Genomic DNA, 21,530 nt, shown 5'->3' on the forward strand with positions numbered 1-21,530 from the left:
AACCAGAGTATTTGCCATGGAACGCTCGACCATCGTCAGAGTGCATGAAGGTTTGCACGCCCGCCCCGCGACGCGGTTCGTGAAGCTCGCCAAGGGCTTCGAATCCGACGTCGAACTGGTCAAGGACGGCAAGGCGGTCAGCGCCAAGAGTTCGGTCAAGCTGATGCTGCTGGCGGTCAAGGAGAACCAGGAAGTCACGGTGCGGGCGAATGGCGCCGATGCCATCGAGGCGCTCGAGGCGCTGATCGGCTATCTCGAGAATCCGCGGGCTGGCCTCGATGATGAAGCGGAAGCGCAGAGCCCGGCGAACGATGCCGGGCAGGAAGCGGCACCCGCGCCCGGATCGGCGCCAGCGGCACCTGACGGGGCAAACCGCCTGCGTGGCGTGGCCGCCAGCGAAGGTTTCGCCATCGGCCCGGCCTTTGCGCATTTCCCACCCGATATCGCCGGACAGGGCCGCATGTTGCAGGCCGAGGAGATAGAAGGCGAGATCGACAGGTTCCGTATGGCTGTCGGCGCGGTGCAGGCTCGCATGGATCATGCGTTGGCGCAGGACAGCCTGTCGGCTGGAGACCGCGGCATCGTCGCCGCACTCAGGGACATTGCCGCCGACGACAGCCTGACTGGTGAGGCCGAGGGCCTGATCAAGGGCGGCAATGACGCGGTCTCCGCCGTCATCACCGCCGCCTCCACCATTGCCGCCGAATTCAGCGCGGTCGACGATCACTATCTCAACGCGCGGGCGGATGACGTTCATGCGGTCGGGCGGCAAATCTGCCTCGTGTTGCTCGGGCAGGACGATTTCAGCCTCGAAAACATCCCCGAAGGCGCTATCCTGATCGCCGACAACATCGGCGCCTGGGATCTGGCACGCGCGCCGCTGAAGCGTATCGGCGGCGTGGTGTGCGGCCATGGCGGCGCCACCTCGCACATCGCCATCATCGCGCGCTCGCACGGCATTCCGGCAGTGCTCGGCCTCGGCGGCCAAGTCAATGCCTTGCGCACCGCGCAAGACGTAGCACTCGACGGCAATGCCGGCCATGTGATCATCGACCCCGACGAGGCGACCCGTGCCGATTTCGCCGGCCGCGTCGAAGCGGCGGCAAAGGAGCGCGCCGGCTTGACCATCTTCAAGACGGTGACGCCGAAGCTCGCCGACGGCAGGATCATCGAGGTCGCGGCCAATATCGGCTCACTTGAGGAAATCGAGGCGGCACTGGAGGCTGGTGCTATGGGCATAGGCCTGTTCCGCACCGAGCTTCTGTTCATGCGCCATATGCATCTGCCCTCGGAAGACATGCAGGCCGAGACCTATACGGCGCTGGCCAAGGCTTTTGCGCCTTATCCGGTCATTGTGCGCACGCTCGACATCGGCGGCGACAAGCCGATCGCCGGCATCGAATTTCCCGACGAGGAAAACCCCTTCCTCGGCTGGCGCGGCATCCGCATGTGTCTCGACCGGCCCGACATCTTCAAGCGCCAACTGCGGGCGCTGCTGCGCGCAGCCGTGCACGGCAACATCAAGGTGATGCTGCCGATGGTGTCCGACATCTCGGAGGTCAGGCAGACGCGCGTGCTGGTTGACGAATGCACGGCCGAGCTGAAAGCCGAAGGCGTGCCGCACGCGTCATTCGATCTCGGCGTCATGATCGAAACCCCGGCCGCCGTGCTGATCGCCGCGGCGCTAGCCAAGGAGGTCGCCTTCTTCTCGATCGGCACCAACGATCTGACCCAGTACATCATGGCCGCCGACCGGCTCAATCCGACCGTCGCCAAGCTCAACGACGTCACCAATCCAGCCGTCATGTCGGCGATCGAAATGACGGCAAAAGCCGGCGTCGCCGCCGGTATCATGGTCGGCATGTGCGGCGAGGCGGCCGGCCGTCCGGATCTCATTGCGACCTTCGTGAAGATGGGGCTGACCGAACTCTCGATGAGCCCGGCTTCCATCCAGCGCGCCAAGAAAGCGATCATGGCCATGGCCGCTGAAGGCTAGCCCAGGCGGCTAACTACGGCAGATGGGCAAGCAGGGTGGCGAACACCGGTGTCAATTCAGCGATCGGGTTTGCCTTGGCGCAGGCCTGAACGATGCGGTCGTGGCGGATATCCGCCGCCAGGATCGCGATCTCCAGCATATCCGGCTCCGGCGCGCCGTCCCTGCCAGTGGTCGCCAGGCCGCAGGCCAAAGCGAGCGGTGCCAGGCAGCTTATGTCAAGCGCCCGGCCGCCCACCACCGCCGGCGTTTCCGGCACGGTTTCGGCAAAGCGGACCGGACGCTGGCCGAGGCATTCGACCAGCAGCGCCGAACAGATGGCCGCGATAGCCTGCAGCCCAGCACCTGGCGTGGCCAACGCGGCCAGCAGGTCGCCATGCCGCTTGCGCATCGTGGCATGGACGGCCGCGAAATCGGCTTCGTGGATGCGGGCATTGTCAATGTTCAGGCCGGCAAGCACCGCCTTGGTCAGATAATACATATCGCGCCGGAACAAGCGCTCCGCGCTCAGTTGGCGATCCTCATTGCCGATCGGGAAATAGGTGCCGAGGCCCTTTACCGTCGTGCCGTCCACCTTGATCGGGCGCTCATGCGGGACGAAAGCTTCAGCGATCGACAGCGCTTCGTCGACGGCACTCGCGGCATGGCTGAGCAGGCCTTCGATGCCCTTGCCTGGAAACGGCGGCAGATGGCTGGTTGCTTCGCGCAGGATGCTGGCATCGCCGCTGCCGTCATGGCGGCTCTGGCGGATGATTTCGCGGACTTCCCGCAGCCGGTCCTTCAGATTGACGCGGACATCTTCGGAGATTTGTCGGAGCATCGCGGGTCGCCTTGAAATTTGCTGCGGATAGCCGCCAACCGGGGCAGCCGCCACTCTCTACATTGTTCCTATCGATTGGTAGATCAATAGGCGATACTAGACCAGCATGCAGAATCGGCGGCGGCGCGCTCGTCCCTCGCCGCAGGGGGAGAGACAGACTTGGGCAGACGACGACAGGGCGAAAGCGAAGACGGTCGAGGCGAGGCAACCGAGCAGGTCGCCAGCGAAAGCCGGACGGATCGCCTCAGGATTCGCGCCGCCTGGATGTATTTCGTCGAACAGATGACGCAGAACGAGATCGCCGACGTGCTCGGCGTCGGTCGCGTCACCATCGTGCGCATGCTGGCGGATGCCCGGGCGCGCAACGAAGTGAAGATCACCATCGAGAGCGAATTGTCGGAGATCGTGCGGCTTGAGCGCGCGCTGGAGAAGACGTTCGGGCTGCAGCAGGCGCTGGTGGCGCCGCTTTCGGCACCCAATGCCGATCCCATACCAGCGATCAGCGCCAAGACCGGCAGTTTCCTGTCGGACACGATGAAGTCCGGCATGCGGGTCGGCGTCGGCTGGGGGCAGACGCTGTTCTCGAGCCTGCCCTTCATCAGCGCCAAGTCGCTCACCGACTTCAAGGTGATTTCGCTGCTTGGCGGTGTCGGCGTCGTGCGCCGGGTCAACCCAGCCGAGTTCGCCTGGCGGTTTGCTCAGATATTCCAGGGCGACGGCTATCTGATGCCGACACCAGCGGTCGTCGACAGCGTCGAGACCAAGATCGCACTGATCGAGCGCTGCGGCCTGCAGGAGATTTTCGAAATGGCCGACGTGCTCGATGCCGTTCTGCTGAGCGTCGGCGGGATCGCCTCGGCTACCACCTTCTCTCGTGGCGGTTTCCTCAAGGAGGCGGATCGGGAGGCCCTGCTTGCGCGTGGCGCCGTGGGTGACCTCCTGTTCCATTTCTTCGACCGCAACGGCGATCTGGTCGACCATCCCGTCAACAGCCACGTGATGTCGGTGGATGTCGACCGTCTGCGCAAGGCGCCGATCCGTATCCTCACCTCCGGTGGCGAGGAGAAAACCGAAGCGCTGCTCGGCGCCATGACCCTCATCGCCCCAACCATCCTGATCACCGACGAGGAGAGCGCGCGGCGCATGCTGGAGGCGGTCAGCGGAAGCTGAAGCTGTCCATGATGTAGTCCGGCCAGGCCTGCTGTTCGTCGAAGACAGCGGCGAGATCCGGTGTGTCCGCCAGTATTCCGCTCAGCACCAACGCCGTGGGGATGCAGGCCCTGTTTCCTCCCGATATGTCGTGCTCGACGCTGTCGCCGACGCAGACCACGGCGCCACGGGCCGGCTCGCCGGCCAGCGCCAGCGCGGCTTCGAAAATCGCCTTGTCGGGCTTGCCGATGCGGGTAACGCTGCCGCCCAGGCTTTCGTAGAGATCGGCAAGACGGCCGGCGCCGAAGCGAGGGCCTTTGGCCGTCAGCATGATGGTGTCGGGATTGGTGCAGAAGCACGGCACTCGCCGCGCTGCCGCCGGGGCAAACAGCCTGTGATAATGGTCGAGTTCGTAGCGATCACCCTCGCTGGCCGCGATCAGCACCAGCTCGGCCTCATCGCCGGACCCGGTCAGCACAAATGGCAGGCCTTCGATCGCGGAGCGGTCGCCTTCACGGCTGACCAGCAGGCATTTTGTCCCCGGGCGCAACTTCCCCGACGCCGCCATGTCCCTGAAGGATCGCCACGCCACCTCGCCGGAAGAAACGAAATGATCCCAGCTTCCCGCTTCGAAGCCGAGTTTTATGAGCCGGCTTTCATTGGGTTGTGCCCGCCTGCCGGAGTTCGAAACCAGCACCACCGTCTTGCCGGCGCGCTTCAGCGCCGATAACGCCGCCACCGCGCCTGGATAGGGCCGCGTGCCGTCATGCAGCACGCCGAACTGGTCGAGCAGGAACACATTATAGCGCTCCGCCAGCGGCCCGATGCCGTCGAGACGTTCGATCGTTTTCGCGCTCATAGGAGTCCTGCCCGGCTTGCACCCATCAACGCCAGCCGCGCCGTGCCGGCGGCGGCCTCGTCGGAAAGCGCGGGCAGGAAATCGACCCCGAGCCTGCGCCGCCGGATTGCCGTCCAGGCTGGGTTCGCTGCCCCGCCTCCGACGCTCCTGACCGATATCAGCGCGGGCGCGCCGAGTTCGGCAAGTCTGTCATAGCCGAGCGCTTCGATCGCGGCGATGCCTTCGAACATCGCTTTCAGATAATCGGCGTCGTCCGCCGGCCGGGGCGCAAGGCGAGGCGGCAGCGTCGGATCGGCGATCGGAAATCGTTCGCCCATGGCGGGAAGCGGATAGTAATCGAGGCCGGTGTCCGTCTCCGGGTCGATTGTCGCGCTGAGTTCGATGATACGGGCGAGCGGAAAATACTGAGCCAGTACCTTGCCGCCGGAATTCGACGCACCGCCAGCCAGCCAGGCGTTGCCGAGCCGGTGGCTGTAGATGCCGAAGCGCGGCGCCGAAATCGGCCGGTCGGACAGGATCTTGATGGTCAGCGAGGATCCCAGCGCGGTGACGCCGTCGCCGATCGCGGCAGCACCGGTCGCCAGGAACGAGGCGCAGCCATCCGTGGTGCCGGCGACAACGGCCACATCGCGCGGCAAGCCGAACAGTACCCCGGCTTCCGCGGTGAGGGCACCGGTGACTTCGCCCGGTTCGACCGCGCGCGGCAGCAACTCCACGCGCATTCCGGTCGCCGCGATCCATTCCGGCCAGCGGCGGGCCTCGACATCATAGCCTGTCTTCAGGGCATTGTTCTCGTCGCTGACGTCGAAGCGGCCGGAGAAGTTCCCGGCAATCCAGTCGGCCTGATGCAGCACCATTGCAATGCCCGGCAGATGCTGGAAGCGCAGGGCCTTGGCGAGGCCGGATGTCGCTCCGTGCGCGGCACTTGCAGCCGGCGCGATGCGGGCGATCGCGGCCAGGATGTCGTCGTCATCGACCTTGTCGTTGTACATCAGCGGTTCGGCCAGCGGCCGCCCGGCGGCGTCGACCGGCAGCAGCGTGCCGGAGGTGCCGTCGACGGCGATGGCGCGGACCGCCGTGCGGTCGATGCCGGATAGCAGCTCCGTCAGGACCGCCTTGACCGCTTGCCACCACGCCGTGGGGGCTCGGCCATCGCGGCCAAACCTGTCGAGTGGAACGGCCGAATGCCCGGCTATGGAAAAATCCGGGCGCATGGCGACGGCGCGCGCACCGGATGTGCCGATGTCGATGCCGATGACAAGTGGCATCATGTCCATGCTAGCCGCCAGCCGCGTTGAGCTTCTGGCGATATTGCTCGGCGTCCCAGTTGACCAGCTCGTCATTCTCGGAAGCGGTGAGATAGTTCAGCCGCGCTGCGATGTCGATGCGCGCCGTCACGTCGGCGAGGCAGCGTTGCATGGCATCGGCGCCGGCACTGGCGTCGCCGCGCATCAGCACGCCTGCGCCGGGAAACAGGATCGCCGCAGGCGACGTGCCCAGTCGTGCAATGACATCGGCCACGGCCTCGCCTGGTTTCGCCACGACGGAGCCCTGGCCGAGGAAGATGACGTGGTCCGGATAGAGGCTGCCGGCCTGGGCCATGCGGCGGCTCTCAGGGTCGAGCGCAACCGCATGCGCTTCGACATCGGCCGGCAATCTGTAGCCGCTGCCGCCGGCAAGCGCCGCCAGGGCGGCGAGGTCGGGCGCGGCGGTCGCGCGCGCCGGCCGGGCCAGCAATGACCGGACGCGGCGCAGCAGAAGCTCCGCCCCGGCGACGGTTTCGGCGGCGACGACCAGCCCGTGATTGCCAAGGATCAGCACGTCGACACCAGGCCGCAGTTTTTCGGCGATGCCGCGAGCAAGCGGCAGGCCTGGCCGGAAATAGGGCACATAGGCCCATTCGATGCCATCGAGCCGCCTGGCGACCTCGGCCTCGCCATCGGCCTGCACGGCAAGCGAGATGGTGTCGACGCAATGGACATGCAGAACGACGCGCTGCGGCATCAGGGCGTGCACCGTGGTCTCGATCGATGGCCGCAGGCCGCGCGGGTTGAGCGCTGCAATGGTGAAACCCTGCGGCTGGTCGGCGGCGCCATCGCGCTGTTCGACGGCTTTCAGCAGCGGCGCCATCGCCACCGGCACCATGATGTCATCGACGAGCGCGTCCTTCAGCCAGGTGCCGGAGGCCTTGATCCACAGCGTGTCGCCGGCTTTCAACGAGGTGTTGCCGCCCGCCGCCTGGGTCAGATGCGGGCTCCGCCCGATGCTGGCCGAGAGCGCCCGCAAGGCCGCCAGTTCCTGCGCGTCAGCTTGGGTCGCCATGGCGCTTTTCCTCCAACGGCTCGGCCGTGTCCTGCGCGAAATCCCGTTGCCGGGTCGAATTGGCGCTGATATCGCAGATGCGAGTGATCTACGTCAATAGTGATCTACTATCGTCAAAACCCGCTTGCAATCCGGCTAATGTTGAGTAAGTTGCGCCAACTGCCATGGAAAATGGCATCCGGGAGGAAAGAATTGAGCGACTCCGGCCGCCAGCGTCAGATCGTCGAACTGCTGCGGGATCGTCCGTTCGCTTCGGTGCGCGAGCTGCAGGAACGGCTTGGCGTTTCAGCCGCGACGGTCAGGCGCGACATCGACAGGATCGACGAAGCCGGCGAAGCGCGGAAGGTCTATGGCGGCATCTCGGCGCTCGACGGCGCTTCCCAGGCCGGTGTTGCCTACGCCAGGCCCTACGACGAGAACCGCGACCTCGCGGTCGAGGCCAAGCGGCAGATCGCCGCTCTTGCGGCGACCATGGTGCGCGACGGCGACGCCGTCATCGTGCATGGCGGCTCGACCTGCTTCCATCTCGGGGTCAAGCTCGCCGAGCGCAACATCCGCCTCTACACCAACTCGATGCCGCTGGCGGCCTATCTCAGCGACCACGGCCATTGCAGCCTGACGGTTGCCGGCGGTGATCTGCATCGCGAACCCGGCATCATCCATTCGCTCACCCAGGCTGTGCCTTTCTACGCCTCCAAATTCTTTCTCGGCGCGCAAGGCCTTGGCCAGGAAGGCGTGATGGAATCGCACCCGCTGCTGGTACGCTCGATCGTCGATCTCAGCCTCTGCGCCGACCAGATCGTGGTGCTGGCCGACAGCCGCAAACTGTCGATTCACGCGCGCAATGTCGCGCTGCCGCTTTCCCGCATCGGCACGCTGGTCACCGACGACGGTCTTTCCGACGCCGATGCGCGCATGCTGGAAGATGCCGGCGTCATGGTGCGGATAGCCTCGGGAGCCATCCAGTGAAGGTGGCTGTCCTCGATTTCGGCAAGACCAATTCGAAGCTGTTCGTCTTCGGTCAGGACGGGCGGATCATCGACGAGCGCCGGACACAGCCGAAGTGGATACGCCAAGGCGGCTTCAGCGTGCTCGACGAGGCGGCACTCCACCATTGGGCGCTCAGCGCCGTTGCCGATGCGGTCGACGGTCATGGAGTGGAAGGGGTCATGGTGTCGGGCCATGGCTGCACCTTTGCCTTGGTCGACGAAGCGGCGCTGACGCATCCGATCCTCGATTACGAGCAAGAGCCGCCGGCCGAGATTGCAGCGCGGATCGATCGCCGCATTCCGGACTTTGCCGAGACCTTCTCGCCGCGGCTGCCGCTGGGCTTCAACTACGGCCGCCACATGCTGTGGCTGCAGGAGGTCGATCCCAACGCGTTCGCTGCGTCGAAATCGATCCTCGGCTATCCGCAATACTGGAGCTGGCGCCTTGGCGGGCGTGCGGTCTCGGAAGTGTCCTATCTTGGCTGCCACTCGCATTTGTGGGCGCCGCGCCGCCAAGACTTTTCCTCGCTGGTCGACGCGCGGGGCTGGCGTGACCGGATGCCTGCCTTCGAGCGCGCCGGCGCTGTTATCGGCGAGCACCGCCTTGGCGCTGCGGCACGACCGATCGCCATCCACAACGGCGTCCATGACTCGAATGCGGCGCTGCATGCCTATCGCCGGCAGGAGCTTGGCCCGGTCACCGTCGTTTCGACCGGCACCTGGGTCATTGTGCTCAATCCGGACTGCCCGCTGGATACGCTCGACCGGGACCGCGACATGCTGGTCAATGTCGATGTCGACGGCGGTCCGGTGCCGACCATCCGTTTCATGGGCGGGCGCGAGTTCGCAACCATCAGCGCCGGCTGGCAAGGCGAGATTGCCGGCCCGGTGGTGCAGCGGGTGATCGATGCCGGCATCATGGCGCTGCCGAGCTTCGCGCCGGGCGGGCCGATGTCCGGCCATTCCGGCCGGCTGGCGGGGCGCGCGCCCGACGCCGAGGAACGCGCGGCCACGGCGCTGCTCTACGTCGCGCTGATGGTCGATCTCTGCCTCGACCTTATCCATTCGAACAATACCGTGATCGTCGATGGCGGGCTGAACACAGGCGGCCTGCTCGCCGGGCTGCTGGCGCAGTTGCGTCCCGGCCAGGCTTTCCTGCAGGGCGCCACGCTGGAGGGCAGCGCCACCGGTGCCGCGGCGCTCGCCTTCGAGAGCGTCGGGCGCGAATTCGCTGTCGAAGTTCCGGAGCCGGTGCGCGCGTCGCGTTTCACCGGGTTGGCAGGCTATCGCAGCAATTGGCGTGACGCCACGATGGACCGGGGCATCACTGGTGCGGCAGTGGGAGGCGCGCGATGAGTGCGATTGCCAGGGCCGAGACCGCGCGCCAGCCGGTGCTGGAGATGCGGCACATCTCCAAGACGTTCGGCGCGATCCGTGCCTTGCACGATGTCTCGCTCAGCGTCCATGCCGGCGAGCTGCACGCCTTGATGGGCGAGAACGGCGCCGGCAAGTCGACATTGATGAAGGTGCTTTCAGGCGCCTATCGGCCGGATGCCGGTGGCGAGATCCTGATCGACGGCATGCCGGCCGCGACCGGCGATCCGATCAAGGCGCGCGCCAGCGGCGTCGCGGTGATCTACCAGGAGCTGTCGCTGGCGCCCAATCTGACGGTGGCGCAGAACATTTTCCTCGGCAACGAGCCGCGACGCTTCGGCATCGTCGATCGCGACCAGTGCACCCGGCGCGCCAGAGAGATCATCGCGCGTCTGGGCGTCTCCTTTTCGGCCCGCGACATGGTCTCCAGCCTGTCGCTCGGCGAGCGACAGCTGGTCGAGATCGCCCGCGCGCTGTCGACCAATGCGCGCATCATCGTCATGGACGAGCCGACCACATCGCTGACCTCGCGCGAGACTGACCGGCTGTTCGAGGTCATCGCGACGCTGAAATCGCAAGGCATCGCCATCATCTACATCAGCCACCGCATGGAAGAGGTCTACCAGCTTGCCGACCGCGTCAGCGTGCTGCGCGACAGCGGTTATGTCGGCACGCTCGAGCGTGCCGACCTCAGCGCCTCGCGCCTCGTGTCGATGATGGTCGGCCGCGATCTGTCGGCTTTCTACAAGAAGGATCATCGGCCGCCGGACGAAAAGCGCGCGGTTGCGCTCTCGGTGCGCGGCATGTCCGACGGCCGTCTCCTGAAAAACTGTTCGTTCGACCTGCACAAGGGCGAGGTGCTGGCGCTGGCGGGTCTGGTCGGTTCCGGCCGCACCGAGCTCGCGCGGCTGATCTTCGGCGCCGACAGGCACATTTCAGGCACGCTGGAACTCGACGGCAAACCTGTAACCATCGGCTCGCCGCGCGAGGCGCTCGATGCCGGCATCGCCTATCTGACCGAGGACCGCAAGGAACTCGGCCTGTTCCTCGACATGTCGATTTCCGACAATATCAGCATGGGCGTATTGGCGCGGGATTCGCGCGCCGGCGGCTTGCGCGACTTCGCGGCCGCCGAAAGGCGCGCTTCCAAAGCCGTTGCCGATCTCTCCATCCGCACCGCTTCGGTGCAGGCCAATGCCGGCTCGCTGTCGGGCGGCAACCAGCAGAAGGTGCTGCTCGCCCGCCTGCTCGAAACCGAGCCGAAGGTCGTCATCCTCGACGAGCCGACCCGCGGCGTCGATGTCGGGGCGAAATCGGAAATCTACCGGCTGATCGACAATCTCGCCAAGCAGGGCATCGCCATCCTGATGATCTCCAGCGAACTGCCCGAGGTGATCGGCGTCGCCGATCGCGTGCTGGTGATGCGCGACGGTACGATATCGGGCGAGGTGACGGCATCGCAAGACGAACCGCTAAGCCAGGAGAAAATCATGGAACTTGCAACGGGAGCGGCTCAGCAATGACCGACAAGGCGACCGAGATCAGCGCAGGCGGCCAGGCCTCCGGCACGAGCCGACGGTTGCGCACCGCTTTAGCTGCCCTTGGCATGCTGCCGGTGTTGGTCCTGCTGGCTGCCGGCTTCCAGTTCCTGAACCCGCGTTTCCTGACCGAGACCAACCTCTTGATCGTCACCCAGCAGTCGTCGATCAACATCGTGCTGGCGGCCGGCATGACCTTCGTCATCCTGACCGGCGGTATCGACCTGTCCGTCGGCGCCATCCTCGCCGCATCGGCGATGGTGGCGGTGATGGTGTCGCTGGTGCCGGACTGGGGTTTGCTCGGCGTGCCGGCGGCCATTCTGGTCGGCCTCGGCTTCGGCCTCATCAACGGGCTGCTCATCGCCTACATCAAGCTGCCGCCCTTCATCGTCACGCTGGGGTCGCTGACCGCGGTGCGCGGCGTCGCCCGCCTGCTCGGCCAGGACACCACGGTGTTCAACTCGGACCTGCCGTTCGACTTCATCGGCAACGGTTCGCTGTTCGGCATTCCGTGGCTGGTCATCATCGCGCTGTCGGTGGTCGTGCTGTCCTGGCTGGTGCTGAAGCGCACGGTGCTCGGCACCTGGATCTACGCCGTCGGCGGCAATGCCGAAGCGGCGCGGCTGACCGGCATCAAGGTGCCGCTGGTGCTGCTCTTCGTCTATGGCGTTTCCGGCCTGCTGGCCGGTCTTGGCGGTGCCATGTCGGCGGCCCGGCTCTACGCCGCCAACGGCCTGCAGCTCGGGCAGTCCTACGAACTCGACGCCATTGCCGCGGTCATCCTCGGCGGCACCAGCTTCGTCGGCGGCGTCGGCTCGATCTGGGGCACGCTGATCGGCGGCCTGATCATCGCGGTGCTCTCCAACGGGCTCATCTTGGCCGGTGTCTCGGACATCTGGCAGTACATCATCAAGGGATTGGTCATCATCGTGGCGGTCGCCCTCGACCGTTACAGGCTCCAGGCAGGAGCAAGAACGTGATTGACCTTAGTCGCCGGCGTCAACGACCGGTTTCATGTAACGCACCGTGAGAGGCGCGGGGTATCAGGAGGAAAGCAATGAAGACCATCGCCAAACTGCTCTGCGGCGTCGCACTCGCGTCGCTCGCCATCGCGCCTGCTTCGGCCAAGGACCTCAACAAGGTCGGTATCTCGGTCGGCCTGCTCGGCAATCCCTTCTTCGTCGCCACCATCAAGGGCATCGAGGACGCGGCCAAGAAAATCAACCCGAAGGTCGAGGTGACCTCGGTATCGGCCGACTATGACCTCAACAAGCAGGTCTCGCAGGTCGATTCGTTCATCGCCGCCGGTGTCGACGTGATCATGCTCAATGCCGTCGACGCCAAGGCGATCGCGCCGGCGGTGAAGAAGGCACAGGCGGCGGGTATCGTCGTTGCCGCCTTCGACGTTTCGGCGCCGGGCGCCGACGTGACCGTGATGACCAACAACGTCAAGGCAGGCGAAGAGGCCTGCCAGTATCTGGTCGACCACACCGGCGGCAAGGGCGACTACGTCATCCTCAATGGGCCGGCATCGTCATCGATCCTGGAGCGGGTGAAGGGCTGCAAGAACGTGCTGGCGCAGCATCCCGACATCAAGATCCTCTCCGACGACCAGAATGCCGAAGGCTCGCGCGACGGCGGCCTGAAGGTGTTCCAGTCGCTGCTCACCCGCTTCGACAAGATCGATGCGGTGTTTGCCATCAATGACCCGACGGCGATCGGCGCCCAGCTTGCGGCCAAGCAGCTCAACCGCTCGGAATTCATCTTCACCGCCGTCGACGGCGCGCCCGATATCGAGAAGGAACTCTCCTCCGGCACCTCGATGATCAAGGCCTCGGCATCGCAGGATCCCTATGTGATGGCCGGCCAGTCGCTGACGATGGCGGCCGAACTGCTGGCCGGCAAGAAGCCGGCGGAGCCGACCGTTCTGCTCGACCCGAAGCTGATCACGGCCGAGAACCTGAAGGACTACAAGGGCTGGACCGCGGCCCGCTAAGAGCCTGTTTGGAAATTCTACTCTGTCGGTGACTCGCCAGAGCGAATTTCGAAACAATCTCTAACCTCCACCAACAGCGTGGGGCCGGGATCACCCGCCCCCACGTCTTGTCCAGGCATCGGCCCGCTTCCGGGTCGATGCGCAGAAGCCGGAGATGATGATGTCGCGTATTGGAATCCATTCTTTCGTCTGGTCGGCGAGCTCGGCTCAGGTCGATCTCGAGCGCACGCTGGCCAACACCAGGGAGGCCGGCTTCGACCTCATCGAATTCTCCTATCTCGACCCCGCCAATGTCGACATCGGCGGGGTCGCCAGGCGCATTGCCGATCTTGGCCTCGGCGTGGCGATCAGCATCGGATTGCCTGGTGATGGCGATATTTCGAGCGCCGACAAGGCGATTGCCGCGCGCGGCGTCGAAATCCTCAACGACACCATCGCGCTGACGCGCGATCTCGGCGGCCGTAAGGTCGCCGGCATTCTCTCGACCAGCCACGGATTGCAGGTCGAGGCGCCGACGCGCGATCAATGGCAGCGCAGCGCCGGCACGCTGGCCAAGGTTGCCGAGACAGCCAAGGCGGCCGGCGTCACGCTCAACCTCGAGATCGTCAACCGCTTCGAAAGCAATCTGCTCAACACCGCCGCGCAAGGGCTGGCCTTCATCGAGGACACCGGCTCGGACAACATCTTCCTGCATCTCGACACGTTCCACATGAACATCGAGGAGGCCGATGTCGGGCTGGCCATCCGTCAGGCCGCGGATAAGATCGGCTATGTCCATATCGGCGAAAGCCATCGCGGCTTCCTCGGCACCGGCAATATCAACTTCGCCGCGATCTTCGATGCGCTGACGGCTATCGGCTATAGCGACGACCTCAGCTTCGAATCCTTCTCTTCGGAAATCGTCGATGAGAACCTGTCGAAGAAGACCGCGATCTGGCGCAATCTCTGGACGGACAACATGGCGCTGGCCAAGCACGCGCGCGCCTTCATCGGGCTCGGGCTGGAGACGGCAAGGCGCAAGGCGGAACTCGTCTCGGCGCGCCACAAGCCCTGACCCGCCCGTCGAGCCGAAGGGTGCGAGCGTGTCGTGCGCCGCATGGCAGGGTTCCGAACTCAGATTAACGTAAGGCCTCGTGGCAGCCAGTGTTGGCAATTTTTGTGCCGGCAGCTGTCGCGATAGGAATTTTTTCTTGACTCGGTGACCTCAGCTAAGGTACATATACGTTCATGGTGCTGATTTGCGCCAGTGACCCGCCGCACAGGCGGGTTTTTGTTTGATGCACCGTCAGCCAACGTGCCGGCGAAAGGCTTCGCAGGAATCCGTTAACCCGAGTTCGTTGCCCTGCGCCGTATGGCGCCGGCATTGCTCGCGGCAGGTGCATCGGTTATCTGACAACGCCACGCAATCCACCCAACGGAGCCCAGCACATGACACGCGAGACAATCCTCAAATTCGGCACGGTCGAACACGCGGACGCCGGCGATCTGGCTGGCTGGATCGTCGTCGAGGGCAAGCCGACCATGCAAACCGCCGTCCAGCACACGACCGAGGACGGCAAGGTGTTGTCGGGCACCTGGCGCGCGACGCCCGGCACCTATCACGCCACCTATACCGACTATGAGTTCGTGCACATGATCGCCGGCCGCATCATCATCACGCCGGACGGCGGCACGCCGGTCGAGGTCGGCCCCGGCGATGCCTTCGTGGTGGAAGCGGATTTCAAGGGAACCTGGAAGATCATCGAGCCGGTGACGAAGCATTTTGTTGTGCGGGTTGGCTGAGGCGGATCGTCTACGTCGAGCACGGAAAACGGGGCTGTCACGGCACGACCGGCGGGGCCGCGCATGTGGCCCGGGTGAGCTGAAGATGCTGTATGAACGCGTCGAGATCCCGTCCGTGCTGCTCCTTCTGGAAGACCCAGACCAGTTCAACGGATATCTAGACGCCTTTCTTGCTTCGTTGAAGTGATCTGACTGATCCACCCGGCGACAGCTTCGGCATGTTGAGCATCAGTCCTGCCTTTTCCGCCGACCCAACGCTGCAATGAAAGCTACGGCTGCGGCGTCGCACGCCCTTTTCGACGGGCCGTTCGCGTGAATAATAACCTCAGAAGCCTTTGCGGTCAGGCTGTGTTTCTGGGCGAAGAACTCTACCGAGTAGGCGTGGTCTTCAGGGTCGGGCTCGCAACTGCTTTGGGCTTTTTCCATGTGGATAGAATGTGGCGTGGACCCAGAAGAACAACGTCACTTCGGTGATTGGTTGCAAACGTACAATCGAGCGCATTTCGATGTCCGCCCGATTTGACTCGCTAAATCCTGTCAAAGGCGTACAAGGCGGTGTCGTCAGTTGAAGCATCATGCACTGGCGCGTGGGAGCGACCATCCCAAGGCGCCCCGCCTTCGGCCCGATATCTCGAGCGCTCTTGCGCGTGACTTCGGGGCCACCGATCGCCATTCAAAGGAACAATATCGCGGGTCGACTTGTGGTCGTTCCTCGACACTGCGGGAACGCGCCTGCGTCACTAGCAGCTTTTCCCGCTCGCAAAGGCGGCGACCAATGTCAGTTTCGTACCAAGCCGGACTTCGAGGGTTCCATAGACTAGCTTGCGTTGTGTCGTCTGCAGAAGGCGCCGGGGCGCAGACAGCCGAGGGATCGCGTGCTCTTGCCCTTTTGGAAGGAAGAGCCATGGACCGGCAAATCGAGCCAAATAAAAATGCATTGTTGCGCCGCCTCGCACCTGCTGATTTGAACCTCCTTGTTCCGCATCTTCGCGACACGTTCCTTGAGTTGCGCAGCCCTATCGAAACGGCCGGCAAGCCAATCGATTATGTCTATTTTCTTCAGAGTGGGCTCGCCTCGGTGGTGGCAAAGAAGCGGCCAAACGTCGACGCGGAAGTCGGCATAATTGGTTTCGAGGGCATGACCGGCTCGGCTCTCGTCATGGGCGATGACCGTGCCACGCATGATTGCTTCATTCAGATGACCAGCGAAGCGATGATGATAGAGGCGGCGCGATTCAAAACCGCCTTAGACACAAGCAGGACGCTTCGGCCGTTTTTGCTTCGATACGTTCATGCCTTTCACATCCAGGCCACATACACCGCACTGAACAACGCGCGATCCAAAATCGAAGAGCGCCTCGCACGGTGGCTGCTCATGTGTGACGACCGCGCCGTTGGCAATCGGCTTGCCATCACCCACGAGTTTTTGTCGATGATGCTTGGTGTGAGACGACCAGGCGTAACGATTGCGCTTCAAGTCCTGGAAGGACGTGGTTTTATCCAGTCTCGGCGTGGCGAAGTCGTTATTCGCAACCGCAAAGGCCTGATTGATGTCGCGGATGGCTGTTACGGGGAGTCGGAGGCTGAATATAAGCGCCTTGTGGGAGACATCGAGATTCAGCCGCAGATTGTCGCTTAACGGGAACCAACACGGCAGGCGCGAATTTGGGCAGATGGCCCTGTATTATTTCGATGTCGACGACAACGGCACGTTCTACCCTGATGATCAGGGCACCGATTGTGATACCTTCGATCGAGTAAAAGAAGAGGCCATCCGCACCCTTGTTGAAATGATCAAGGATAGCCTGCCGGATGGCGATCGTCACAAGCTGGTGATCAAGGTACGTGATGACGGCGGCGACGTTGTATTACAAGTCTCGCTAAACTTTGAGGTCGAAGCAGAGCACCGTTCCCATGGCGGCAGCTCGCCGGATTCACACGTCTAGTATCCTTCAGGCGCGACGCAACCTGCTCACTTGAACGCCTACTTGGACACCGCACGATCTTCTCGTGGGTGACGCGCACCCATTGAGCTTCGCCCGGGCGAACGCATCTGGAAGCGGGTCCAGAACGCGCCGGGCCGGCGTCAAAGAGCATAAAGCGGCCGGCGACGCACTGGGTCAAGGCAGAGCTTATGGCCGCCGCAAGCGGCGAAGACGACCTATGCCACCCTTCATTGCAGGAGCGCGACGTGAGAAGAATACGCCGGCGCGGGGCCGCGAATTTGCCGTACTCCCCAAAAAGTACGGCGGTGTTTCACTAAGTTATTGAAAACTTTGGTGATCCCGACAGGAATCGAACCTGTGACCTACAGATTAGGAACCCGTTAGAAGTCCAGCATTTGCACGGCTTTCAGCCTGCATGTTGCGTTTGTGTTGCAGTCACCGGCTTTAGCAGCGCAGCTTCAGCCCTGGCAAGCGCTCCGTCATTCTTAGTCTTCTTGAACAGGTGGCCATAGGTGTCCATTGTCAGGGCGATGGTCGAGTGACCCAACTCCTTCTGCACCTCCATTGGGTTTTTGCCTTGTCCGCCCAGAGACATAGGGTTGAGGCACCACGACGCGAAAAAGTGGCGCAAGGCGTGCAGCCCCTCGTACTTGGCGACGGTCACTAGCTGCTCCTTCCCGTCTTTCAGCAGGGGCACTCGTCCTTCCGTTCGCAGCACCTTCTGCTTAGTGAGTCCGGCAGCGATCTGCGGCTCCCAAAGGCCGCGTCGCACGATGTTCTCGTGACGTTGTACGGTGCCCTTCTGCGTTGGGAAGACGAGACCAAGCTCACCCTTCGGACACTTGTCCTTCCAGTCTTTCAGGGTGTTAATGACCATGGGTGCCATCTCAATCGTTCGCTGACCAGCTTCCGATTTTGGCGGACCCATGTCATTCGTGGCGTCGGCGCGTTGGCGCACGGTGATCTCTTTCCTCGCGAAATCTATGTCGTCCCACCGGAGGCCCCGCAGCTCACTTGCTCGCATACCGGTGAAGATGGCCGTTATGATTAGCTGTCGATATGCGGCGTCAGGCTTATTTAGCTGGGCGATGACTTTTTGGATCTCCTCGCGTGTTGGAATATCCCTGCCGACGACCAGTTTCGCCTTGCGGCGCTTGTCGCCCTTGCTCTCGCGACCCTTCCGCCCCTGACTCATATCGCGCACGGCGTTTTGGTTTGACCAGCCTCGCTCCTGCGCCTCAGCGAGAATCCCGCTCAGGCTGGTACGGATGCTTTTGACCATCGCGGGCGAGCGTCCGGCGTCCCGCAACTTGTCCATGAATTCGCGCACAACCGGCACAGTAATCCGCGTCAGCTTGTGATCCCCTAGGAAAGGCAGGATATGGAGGCGCAAGTGCTGCTCGTATTGCTTGACGGTCATGACCTCAAGCGACTCTTCCGCCCGCTTCAGCCACTTCTCGCCGGCCTGTTTAACCGTCTTGGTGGCGTAGTCAGCTATGTGACTGCTCTGGCGAACTTCGGTGTGGGTTGAAGCGGCGAAGGCATCGGCGTCCTTCTTCTTCGCGAACTGCTTGCCTACCCTCACGCCGTGCTGGTCTGTGTAGTCTACGAACCAAGCTTCCCGGGCAGCGCCGCTCTTGGTTTTCCATTTACGCTTACGAACTGACATGACTGTGTCTCCTGTCTAGAGGCACTATGTTGCATAGAATCTGTTGGTCGGCAACGAAAGTAGCATCGGACTCGGACCGATGATAAATCCGCACTATGGCGCAAAATAAGAATCACCACTTCGTTCCAAAATGTCACTTCAAACCTTTCTCGCTTAACGAGGAAGGATTGTGTGTACATGCGTATCATGCGCCATCAGGAAAAGTGATTAAGAACGCGTCGATTTCTGGACAGTGCTCAAAGAATTACTTCTATGGAGAAGATAACAAACTTGAAACTGCCCTCCAAGGAATGGAGGGGCTGCATGCCACTGCAATCCGAAATATCCAAAGTAGAAATGGAAAATCCAAGGATGACGAGCTATTTAGTTTTCTTCGCTTTACTCTGCTACAGCATCTTAGGACTGAACAGGCCATGCGCAGAATTCAACAAGCGCAGCAACAGCTTATTGATACGGCGTTCGCCGGTGAGGCTGGTCAGGTCCACAAGCCGCCCCCTCTCTCACAAAGAGAAATTCTTCGTATGGCAATGGTGATCCTCAAAGACGCTGCAGATGTGGTCGACGATTTAAAAACTGTGGTCGTTAGGAATGAATCAGATGTGGAATTTATAACTTCGGACGACCCGGCAATTCACACCAATAGATATCATATCCAACGTTTGGGGAGGACCAATTTTGGGTTGTCAAATTCTGGAGCGATGCTTCTGCTCCCGCTGTCTCCGAAATTTCTTTTTTTGGCTTATGATGGCGGCTGTTACACCATCCCGGACAAGGTCGGAACAATAGTTTCTCTGTCCAGTCGGTCAGATATTCAGGGCCTCAACCGCCTTCAAATTCTCAACTGCGCATCATGCCTGTTCTTTAGCAACATTAATATGGCCGATGAGGTCCAGGAGCAGTTCAAGGAAAATCAGAAAAGCCGCATTTCGACATGGTCCGCGATTGAAGAACTTGTCGAGTTTGCGGAGGGCAAATATCGGGCTGTGGTTTCTTCCGAGGAGTCCGCGGCCAGCGAAATGCTTCATACGTCTGCATTATTTCCAGTTCCGAGTGGCTGGCCCTCATTCCTAAAGTTCCGGAACCCGGTGCGGGTTGTGGATACTGGCACGGGTGCAGGAATTAGGCGGCGGTAAGTCTGGGTGCTCATAGTGCAAGAGGCCAAAGCCGCCGTGTGCAGGGCGACAACCACGCACGTCGCCCCAAGTGTGTAGGCGGCCCTTTGGGCCAGTAGAGAATCGGCCTATAGGAAGGCATGGCCTTTCAGATACAGAAAATTACAAATGCCGGTACAAATAATCGGATCGTCGCGCGCCTGGGTGTGCAGACGACAGATATAATTGGATTTTCTAACCTGCCTGAAGACAAGAAGGCCCAGGTTGTATCCTTGTATGTGATCACCCTAACGCAGCGTCTTTTGAAATGCGAAGAGGCACTTGAGCAGATAAAAAAGAAACTCCGGGACGATTTTCGAAGGGTGCATGCAAACTTGAATGCTGATCCGAGATCGGCTGAGGTCCCGTATGTGGTTGGCTTGCAGGGAGACGCGGAAGATTTCCTATATGCCGCTAAGAATTATCTTCGTGATCTTCTAGGCATCTTCCAGATTGTCCACGGCTGCAAATTCGAAGATGCCAGGGCGTTTGTTCCCGACAGCAAGGGCATAATCGAGATCGTGAAGTGGGCATCGGAAATTTTTGGCGCGAACGATCACATCGTGACACTCCTGAAGTCAGAACAAGACTGGACGACCGAGCTCGTACGGAAGAGGAACGCCGTCGAGCATCCGGGGGGATTTTCAGGAACGCTTTCGATCCACAATATTCGCGTTCACTCGTCCCAAACTGGGCTGGTGCCGCCGTCATGGCATCGTACAGGGTTACCTGAGACCGACATCGTCAACGACATGACAGCATTCATTCATAATCTCCTGACCTTCGCAGAAGATTTGTTGGCAGATGTGGTAATGCGAAATGGCCGGTTTAAGCAGATCGCAATCTACGAGATTCCTGAAGAGAGACGCGACCCTAAAGCACCGGTTCGATTAACTTGCAATCTAAGCCCGGAGCTTCTTGCGACGCTGGCTGAGGCTAGCGCCAAGTCACAGGCCAAGGCCGATGCTTCCAAGGACTTGGTGGAAATTGATATGACAACTACCAGTCGCTCTACCTAGCCGACACGCTGTCCTACGCCTGCTTCGTCCATCAACGGACGTGTCAGACAGGAGTACAGGATATGCGTAAGAGCAAAGTCGAAGCCGCTCCCGCCGCCCCGGCGGAGAAGCCCCAGACAAAAAAATCCCGGGTGTTGGAAATGCTCAATGGCGGTGGTGTCAGCGTCGCAGAGATCGCCGACAAGATGTCGATCAGCAAGCAGGCCGCATACTCGCTGATCGGCGATGTGAAGCGCGGGGGCGCAGCCATCAGTGGCGTCATGAAAGACGGGGCAATGCGCTACAGCGTCGTTCAGCCAAAGCGTGCAAAGGCCAAGACCCTCGCTTTTGGCAAGGGTCCTGTTGTCAGTGAGCCCGCTTCAACCCCGCTTGTAGCTGATTGAAGTGACCACCAGCGGGGGCAGCGCGCCTTTCCAGATAAGCTGCCCCTCGGGTTTGTATAAACTCCTGCACGAGCGCATCGACTGGTAGGAGCCCGCGCTCGGTTCGGGCATGGACGACACGCTTCTTCTTGCGGTCGTCAGACTCTCCCACCTCGAAGTCATTTTCATCTTGCAGCAGCGAGGCGGCGCCTTCGACCAAGCCGGATTTAACGCCAGCTTTCACAAGCGAATGACGAAGGGTTGAAGCGACTGCATGGTCGCGCGCCTCCTGCTTGGCGGCGGCTACTCGCGCGGGGCCTTCAATTTTCAGCGTCTCCAGTTCGGCGGCGAGGCGGGCAATCTCAGCCTTTGCTTCCGTGACGTAGTTGGCGGCGCTGGCACACAGGATGAAGTCATAGCCCTCGCAATCGTCATCATCCTCGTCGACCGGTCGATAGGCGATGCGGTATTCTTCTGGGACGGTCGGAAGGTCGGTCTTGGTGAGCTTGTTGCGTAGGCGAAGGCCTTCACTGATGTAGACGCTATTTGGACTGGCCATAT

20 protein-coding genes are annotated in these 21,530 nt (G+C 62.1%); 14 read left to right on the plus strand and 6 right to left on the minus strand.

Annotated elements, in window-relative coordinates; genetic code table 11:
• The first annotated feature begins 16 nt into the window (after nucleotides 1–16).
• Nucleotides 17–1,996 (plus strand): phosphoenolpyruvate--protein phosphotransferase, encoded by a 1,980-nt coding sequence (gene ptsP, locus LB558_RS17755; RefSeq protein WP_224698757.1) that lies wholly within the window; start codon nucleotides 17–19, stop codon nucleotides 1,994–1,996.
• A 13-nt stretch (nucleotides 1,997–2,009) separates the two neighbouring features.
• Here the strand turns inward: ptsP and LB558_RS17760 are convergent, their stop codons facing one another.
• Nucleotides 2,010–2,813 (minus strand): hypothetical protein, encoded by an 804-nt coding sequence (locus tag LB558_RS17760; protein WP_224698758.1) that lies wholly within the window; start codon nucleotides 2,811–2,813, stop codon nucleotides 2,010–2,012.
• A gap of 159 nt (nucleotides 2,814–2,972) precedes the next feature.
• Here LB558_RS17760 and LB558_RS17765 point away from each other — a divergent pair, with 159 nt between their 5' ends.
• The gene (locus tag LB558_RS17765) at nucleotides 2,973–3,983 is read left to right on the plus strand and encodes a sugar-binding transcriptional regulator (protein ID WP_127269653.1); all 1,011 of its coding nucleotides are present in this window, start codon (nucleotides 2,973–2,975) and stop codon (nucleotides 3,981–3,983) included.
• Here the strand turns inward: LB558_RS17765 and LB558_RS17770 are convergent.
• The 3 genes from LB558_RS17770 to LB558_RS17780 are packed head-to-tail and all read right to left on the minus strand — an operon-like array spanning nucleotide 3,970 to nucleotide 7,143.
• Entirely contained in the window at nucleotides 3,970–4,821 is an 852-nt protein-coding gene (locus LB558_RS17770; protein ID WP_224698759.1) for a TIGR01459 family HAD-type hydrolase, read from the minus strand. The two genes, LB558_RS17765 and LB558_RS17770, sit on opposite strands and share 14 nt — an antisense overlap.
• Complete coding sequence (locus tag LB558_RS17775; RefSeq protein ID WP_224698882.1) at nucleotides 4,818–6,092, minus strand: FGGY-family carbohydrate kinase; 1,275 nt, start codon at nucleotides 6,090–6,092, stop codon at nucleotides 4,818–4,820. The genes LB558_RS17770 and LB558_RS17775 overlap by 4 nt, the downstream gene beginning before the upstream one ends.
• Before the next feature lie 7 nt (nucleotides 6,093–6,099).
• On the minus strand, nucleotides 6,100–7,143 hold the full coding sequence (locus tag LB558_RS17780) for a class II aldolase/adducin family protein (protein WP_224698760.1): 1,044 nt from the start codon (nucleotides 7,141–7,143) through the stop codon (nucleotides 6,100–6,102).
• Between the two features lie 192 nt (nucleotides 7,144–7,335).
• Between LB558_RS17780 and LB558_RS17785 the strand changes: the two genes are divergently transcribed.
• From LB558_RS17785 to LB558_RS17825, 9 genes are all read left to right on the plus strand, one after another.
• Nucleotides 7,336–8,112, plus strand: a complete 777-nt coding sequence (locus LB558_RS17785; RefSeq protein ID WP_127266683.1) for a DeoR/GlpR family DNA-binding transcription regulator — start codon at nucleotides 7,336–7,338, stop codon at nucleotides 8,110–8,112.
• On the plus strand, nucleotides 8,109–9,488 hold the full coding sequence (locus LB558_RS17790) for an FGGY-family carbohydrate kinase (RefSeq protein ID WP_224698761.1): 1,380 nt from the start codon (nucleotides 8,109–8,111) through the stop codon (nucleotides 9,486–9,488). Before LB558_RS17785 ends, LB558_RS17790 begins: the two co-directional genes overlap by 4 nt.
• On the plus strand, nucleotides 9,485–11,029 hold the full coding sequence (locus LB558_RS17795) for a sugar ABC transporter ATP-binding protein (RefSeq protein WP_224698762.1): 1,545 nt from the start codon (nucleotides 9,485–9,487) through the stop codon (nucleotides 11,027–11,029). Before LB558_RS17790 ends, LB558_RS17795 begins: the two co-directional genes overlap by 4 nt.
• Nucleotides 11,026–12,024, plus strand: a complete 999-nt coding sequence (locus tag LB558_RS17800; protein WP_224698763.1) for an ABC transporter permease subunit — start codon at nucleotides 11,026–11,028, stop codon at nucleotides 12,022–12,024. Before LB558_RS17795 ends, LB558_RS17800 begins: the two co-directional genes overlap by 4 nt.
• 77 nt (nucleotides 12,025–12,101) lie before the next feature.
• Complete coding sequence (locus LB558_RS17805; protein ID WP_027038073.1) at nucleotides 12,102–13,040, plus strand: ABC transporter substrate-binding protein; 939 nt, start codon at nucleotides 12,102–12,104, stop codon at nucleotides 13,038–13,040.
• Between the two features lie 160 nt (nucleotides 13,041–13,200).
• Nucleotides 13,201–14,094, plus strand: a complete 894-nt coding sequence (locus tag LB558_RS17810) for a sugar phosphate isomerase/epimerase family protein (protein ID WP_224698764.1) — start codon at nucleotides 13,201–13,203, stop codon at nucleotides 14,092–14,094.
• 374 nt (nucleotides 14,095–14,468) lie between these two features.
• Complete coding sequence (locus tag LB558_RS17815) at nucleotides 14,469–14,822, plus strand: cupin domain-containing protein (RefSeq protein ID WP_127266678.1); 354 nt, start codon at nucleotides 14,469–14,471, stop codon at nucleotides 14,820–14,822.
• Between the two features lie 904 nt (nucleotides 14,823–15,726).
• Nucleotides 15,727–16,461, plus strand: a complete 735-nt coding sequence (locus tag LB558_RS17820; RefSeq protein WP_224698765.1) for a Crp/Fnr family transcriptional regulator — start codon at nucleotides 15,727–15,729, stop codon at nucleotides 16,459–16,461.
• Between the two features lie 34 nt (nucleotides 16,462–16,495).
• A complete protein-coding gene (locus tag LB558_RS17825; RefSeq protein WP_224698766.1) occupies nucleotides 16,496–16,768 on the plus strand; it encodes a DUF6894 family protein in 273 nt (90 codons plus the stop codon).
• Nucleotides 16,769–17,174: 406 nt separating this feature from the next.
• On the opposite strand, the gene LB558_RS17830 is transcribed toward LB558_RS17825, so the two are convergent.
• Nucleotides 17,175–18,437 carry a tyrosine-type recombinase/integrase gene (locus LB558_RS17830; RefSeq protein ID WP_224698767.1) on the minus strand — a complete coding sequence of 421 codons (1,263 nt, stop codon included), beginning with the start codon at nucleotides 18,435–18,437 and terminating at the stop codon, nucleotides 17,175–17,177.
• Between the two features lie 95 nt (nucleotides 18,438–18,532).
• On the opposite strand from LB558_RS17830, the gene LB558_RS17835 reads away from it, so the two are divergent.
• The 3 genes from LB558_RS17835 to LB558_RS17845 all read left to right on the plus strand — a co-directional run bounded on the left by LB558_RS17835 (nucleotide 18,533) and on the right by LB558_RS17845 (nucleotide 20,990).
• Nucleotides 18,533–19,570 carry a DUF4238 domain-containing protein gene (locus tag LB558_RS17835; RefSeq protein WP_224698768.1) on the plus strand — a complete coding sequence of 346 codons (1,038 nt, stop codon included), beginning with the start codon at nucleotides 18,533–18,535 and terminating at the stop codon, nucleotides 19,568–19,570.
• 119 nt (nucleotides 19,571–19,689) lie between these two features.
• A complete protein-coding gene (locus LB558_RS17840) occupies nucleotides 19,690–20,607 on the plus strand; it encodes a hypothetical protein (RefSeq protein ID WP_224698769.1) in 918 nt (305 codons plus the stop codon).
• A 62-nt stretch (nucleotides 20,608–20,669) separates the two neighbouring features.
• Nucleotides 20,670–20,990, plus strand: coding sequence for an HTH domain-containing protein (locus LB558_RS17845; protein ID WP_224698770.1), 321 nt, complete (start codon nucleotides 20,670–20,672; stop codon nucleotides 20,988–20,990).
• Here LB558_RS17845 and LB558_RS17850 read toward each other — a convergent pair.
• The gene (locus tag LB558_RS17850; RefSeq protein WP_224698771.1) at nucleotides 20,953–21,528 is read right to left on the minus strand and encodes a hypothetical protein; all 576 of its coding nucleotides are present in this window, start codon (nucleotides 21,526–21,528) and stop codon (nucleotides 20,953–20,955) included. The genes LB558_RS17845 and LB558_RS17850 overlap by 38 nt on opposite strands.
• Between the last annotated feature and the right edge of the window lie 2 nt (nucleotides 21,529–21,530).

This window comes from Mesorhizobium sp. CO1-1-8 (assembly GCF_020164875.1).
Taxonomy (GTDB): domain Bacteria; phylum Pseudomonadota; class Alphaproteobacteria; order Rhizobiales; family Rhizobiaceae; genus Mesorhizobium.

Excerpts from the sequence above, each read along its gene's own strand:
- LB558_RS17795 (WP_224698762.1), top strand. The coding sequence starts at position 9,485 with ATGAGTGCGATTGCCAGGGCCGAGACCGCGCGCCAGCCGGTGCTGGAG.
- LB558_RS17805 (WP_027038073.1), top strand. The coding sequence starts at position 12,102 with ATGAAGACCATCGCCAAACTGCTCTGCGGCGTCGCACTCGCGTCGCTC.
- LB558_RS17830 (WP_224698767.1), bottom strand. The coding sequence starts at position 18,437 with ATGTCAGTTCGTAAGCGTAAATGGAAAACCAAGAGCGGCGCTGCCCGG.
- LB558_RS17835 (WP_224698768.1), top strand. The coding sequence starts at position 18,533 with ATGGCGCAAAATAAGAATCACCACTTCGTTCCAAAATGTCACTTCAAA.
- LB558_RS17850 (WP_224698771.1), bottom strand. The coding sequence starts at position 21,528 with ATGGCCAGTCCAAATAGCGTCTACATCAGTGAAGGCCTTCGCCTACGC.
- LB558_RS17815 (WP_127266678.1), top strand. The coding sequence starts at position 14,469 with ATGACACGCGAGACAATCCTCAAATTCGGCACGGTCGAACACGCGGAC.
- LB558_RS17840 (WP_224698769.1), top strand. The coding sequence starts at position 19,690 with ATGGCCTTTCAGATACAGAAAATTACAAATGCCGGTACAAATAATCGG.
- LB558_RS17780 (WP_224698760.1), bottom strand. The coding sequence starts at position 7,143 with ATGGCGACCCAAGCTGACGCGCAGGAACTGGCGGCCTTGCGGGCGCTC.
- LB558_RS17760 (WP_224698758.1), bottom strand. The coding sequence starts at position 2,813 with ATGCTCCGACAAATCTCCGAAGATGTCCGCGTCAATCTGAAGGACCGG.
- LB558_RS17810 (WP_224698764.1), top strand. The coding sequence starts at position 13,201 with ATGTCGCGTATTGGAATCCATTCTTTCGTCTGGTCGGCGAGCTCGGCT.
- LB558_RS17770 (WP_224698759.1), bottom strand. The coding sequence starts at position 4,821 with ATGAGCGCGAAAACGATCGAACGTCTCGACGGCATCGGGCCGCTGGCG.
- LB558_RS17775 (WP_224698882.1), bottom strand. The coding sequence starts at position 6,092 with ATGATGCCACTTGTCATCGGCATCGACATCGGCACATCCGGTGCGCGC.
- LB558_RS17820 (WP_224698765.1), top strand. The coding sequence starts at position 15,727 with ATGGACCGGCAAATCGAGCCAAATAAAAATGCATTGTTGCGCCGCCTC.
- LB558_RS17825 (WP_224698766.1), top strand. The coding sequence starts at position 16,496 with ATGGCCCTGTATTATTTCGATGTCGACGACAACGGCACGTTCTACCCT.
- LB558_RS17800 (WP_224698763.1), top strand. The coding sequence starts at position 11,026 with ATGACCGACAAGGCGACCGAGATCAGCGCAGGCGGCCAGGCCTCCGGC.
- LB558_RS17845 (WP_224698770.1), top strand. The coding sequence starts at position 20,670 with ATGCGTAAGAGCAAAGTCGAAGCCGCTCCCGCCGCCCCGGCGGAGAAG.
- ptsP (WP_224698757.1), top strand. The coding sequence starts at position 17 with ATGGAACGCTCGACCATCGTCAGAGTGCATGAAGGTTTGCACGCCCGC.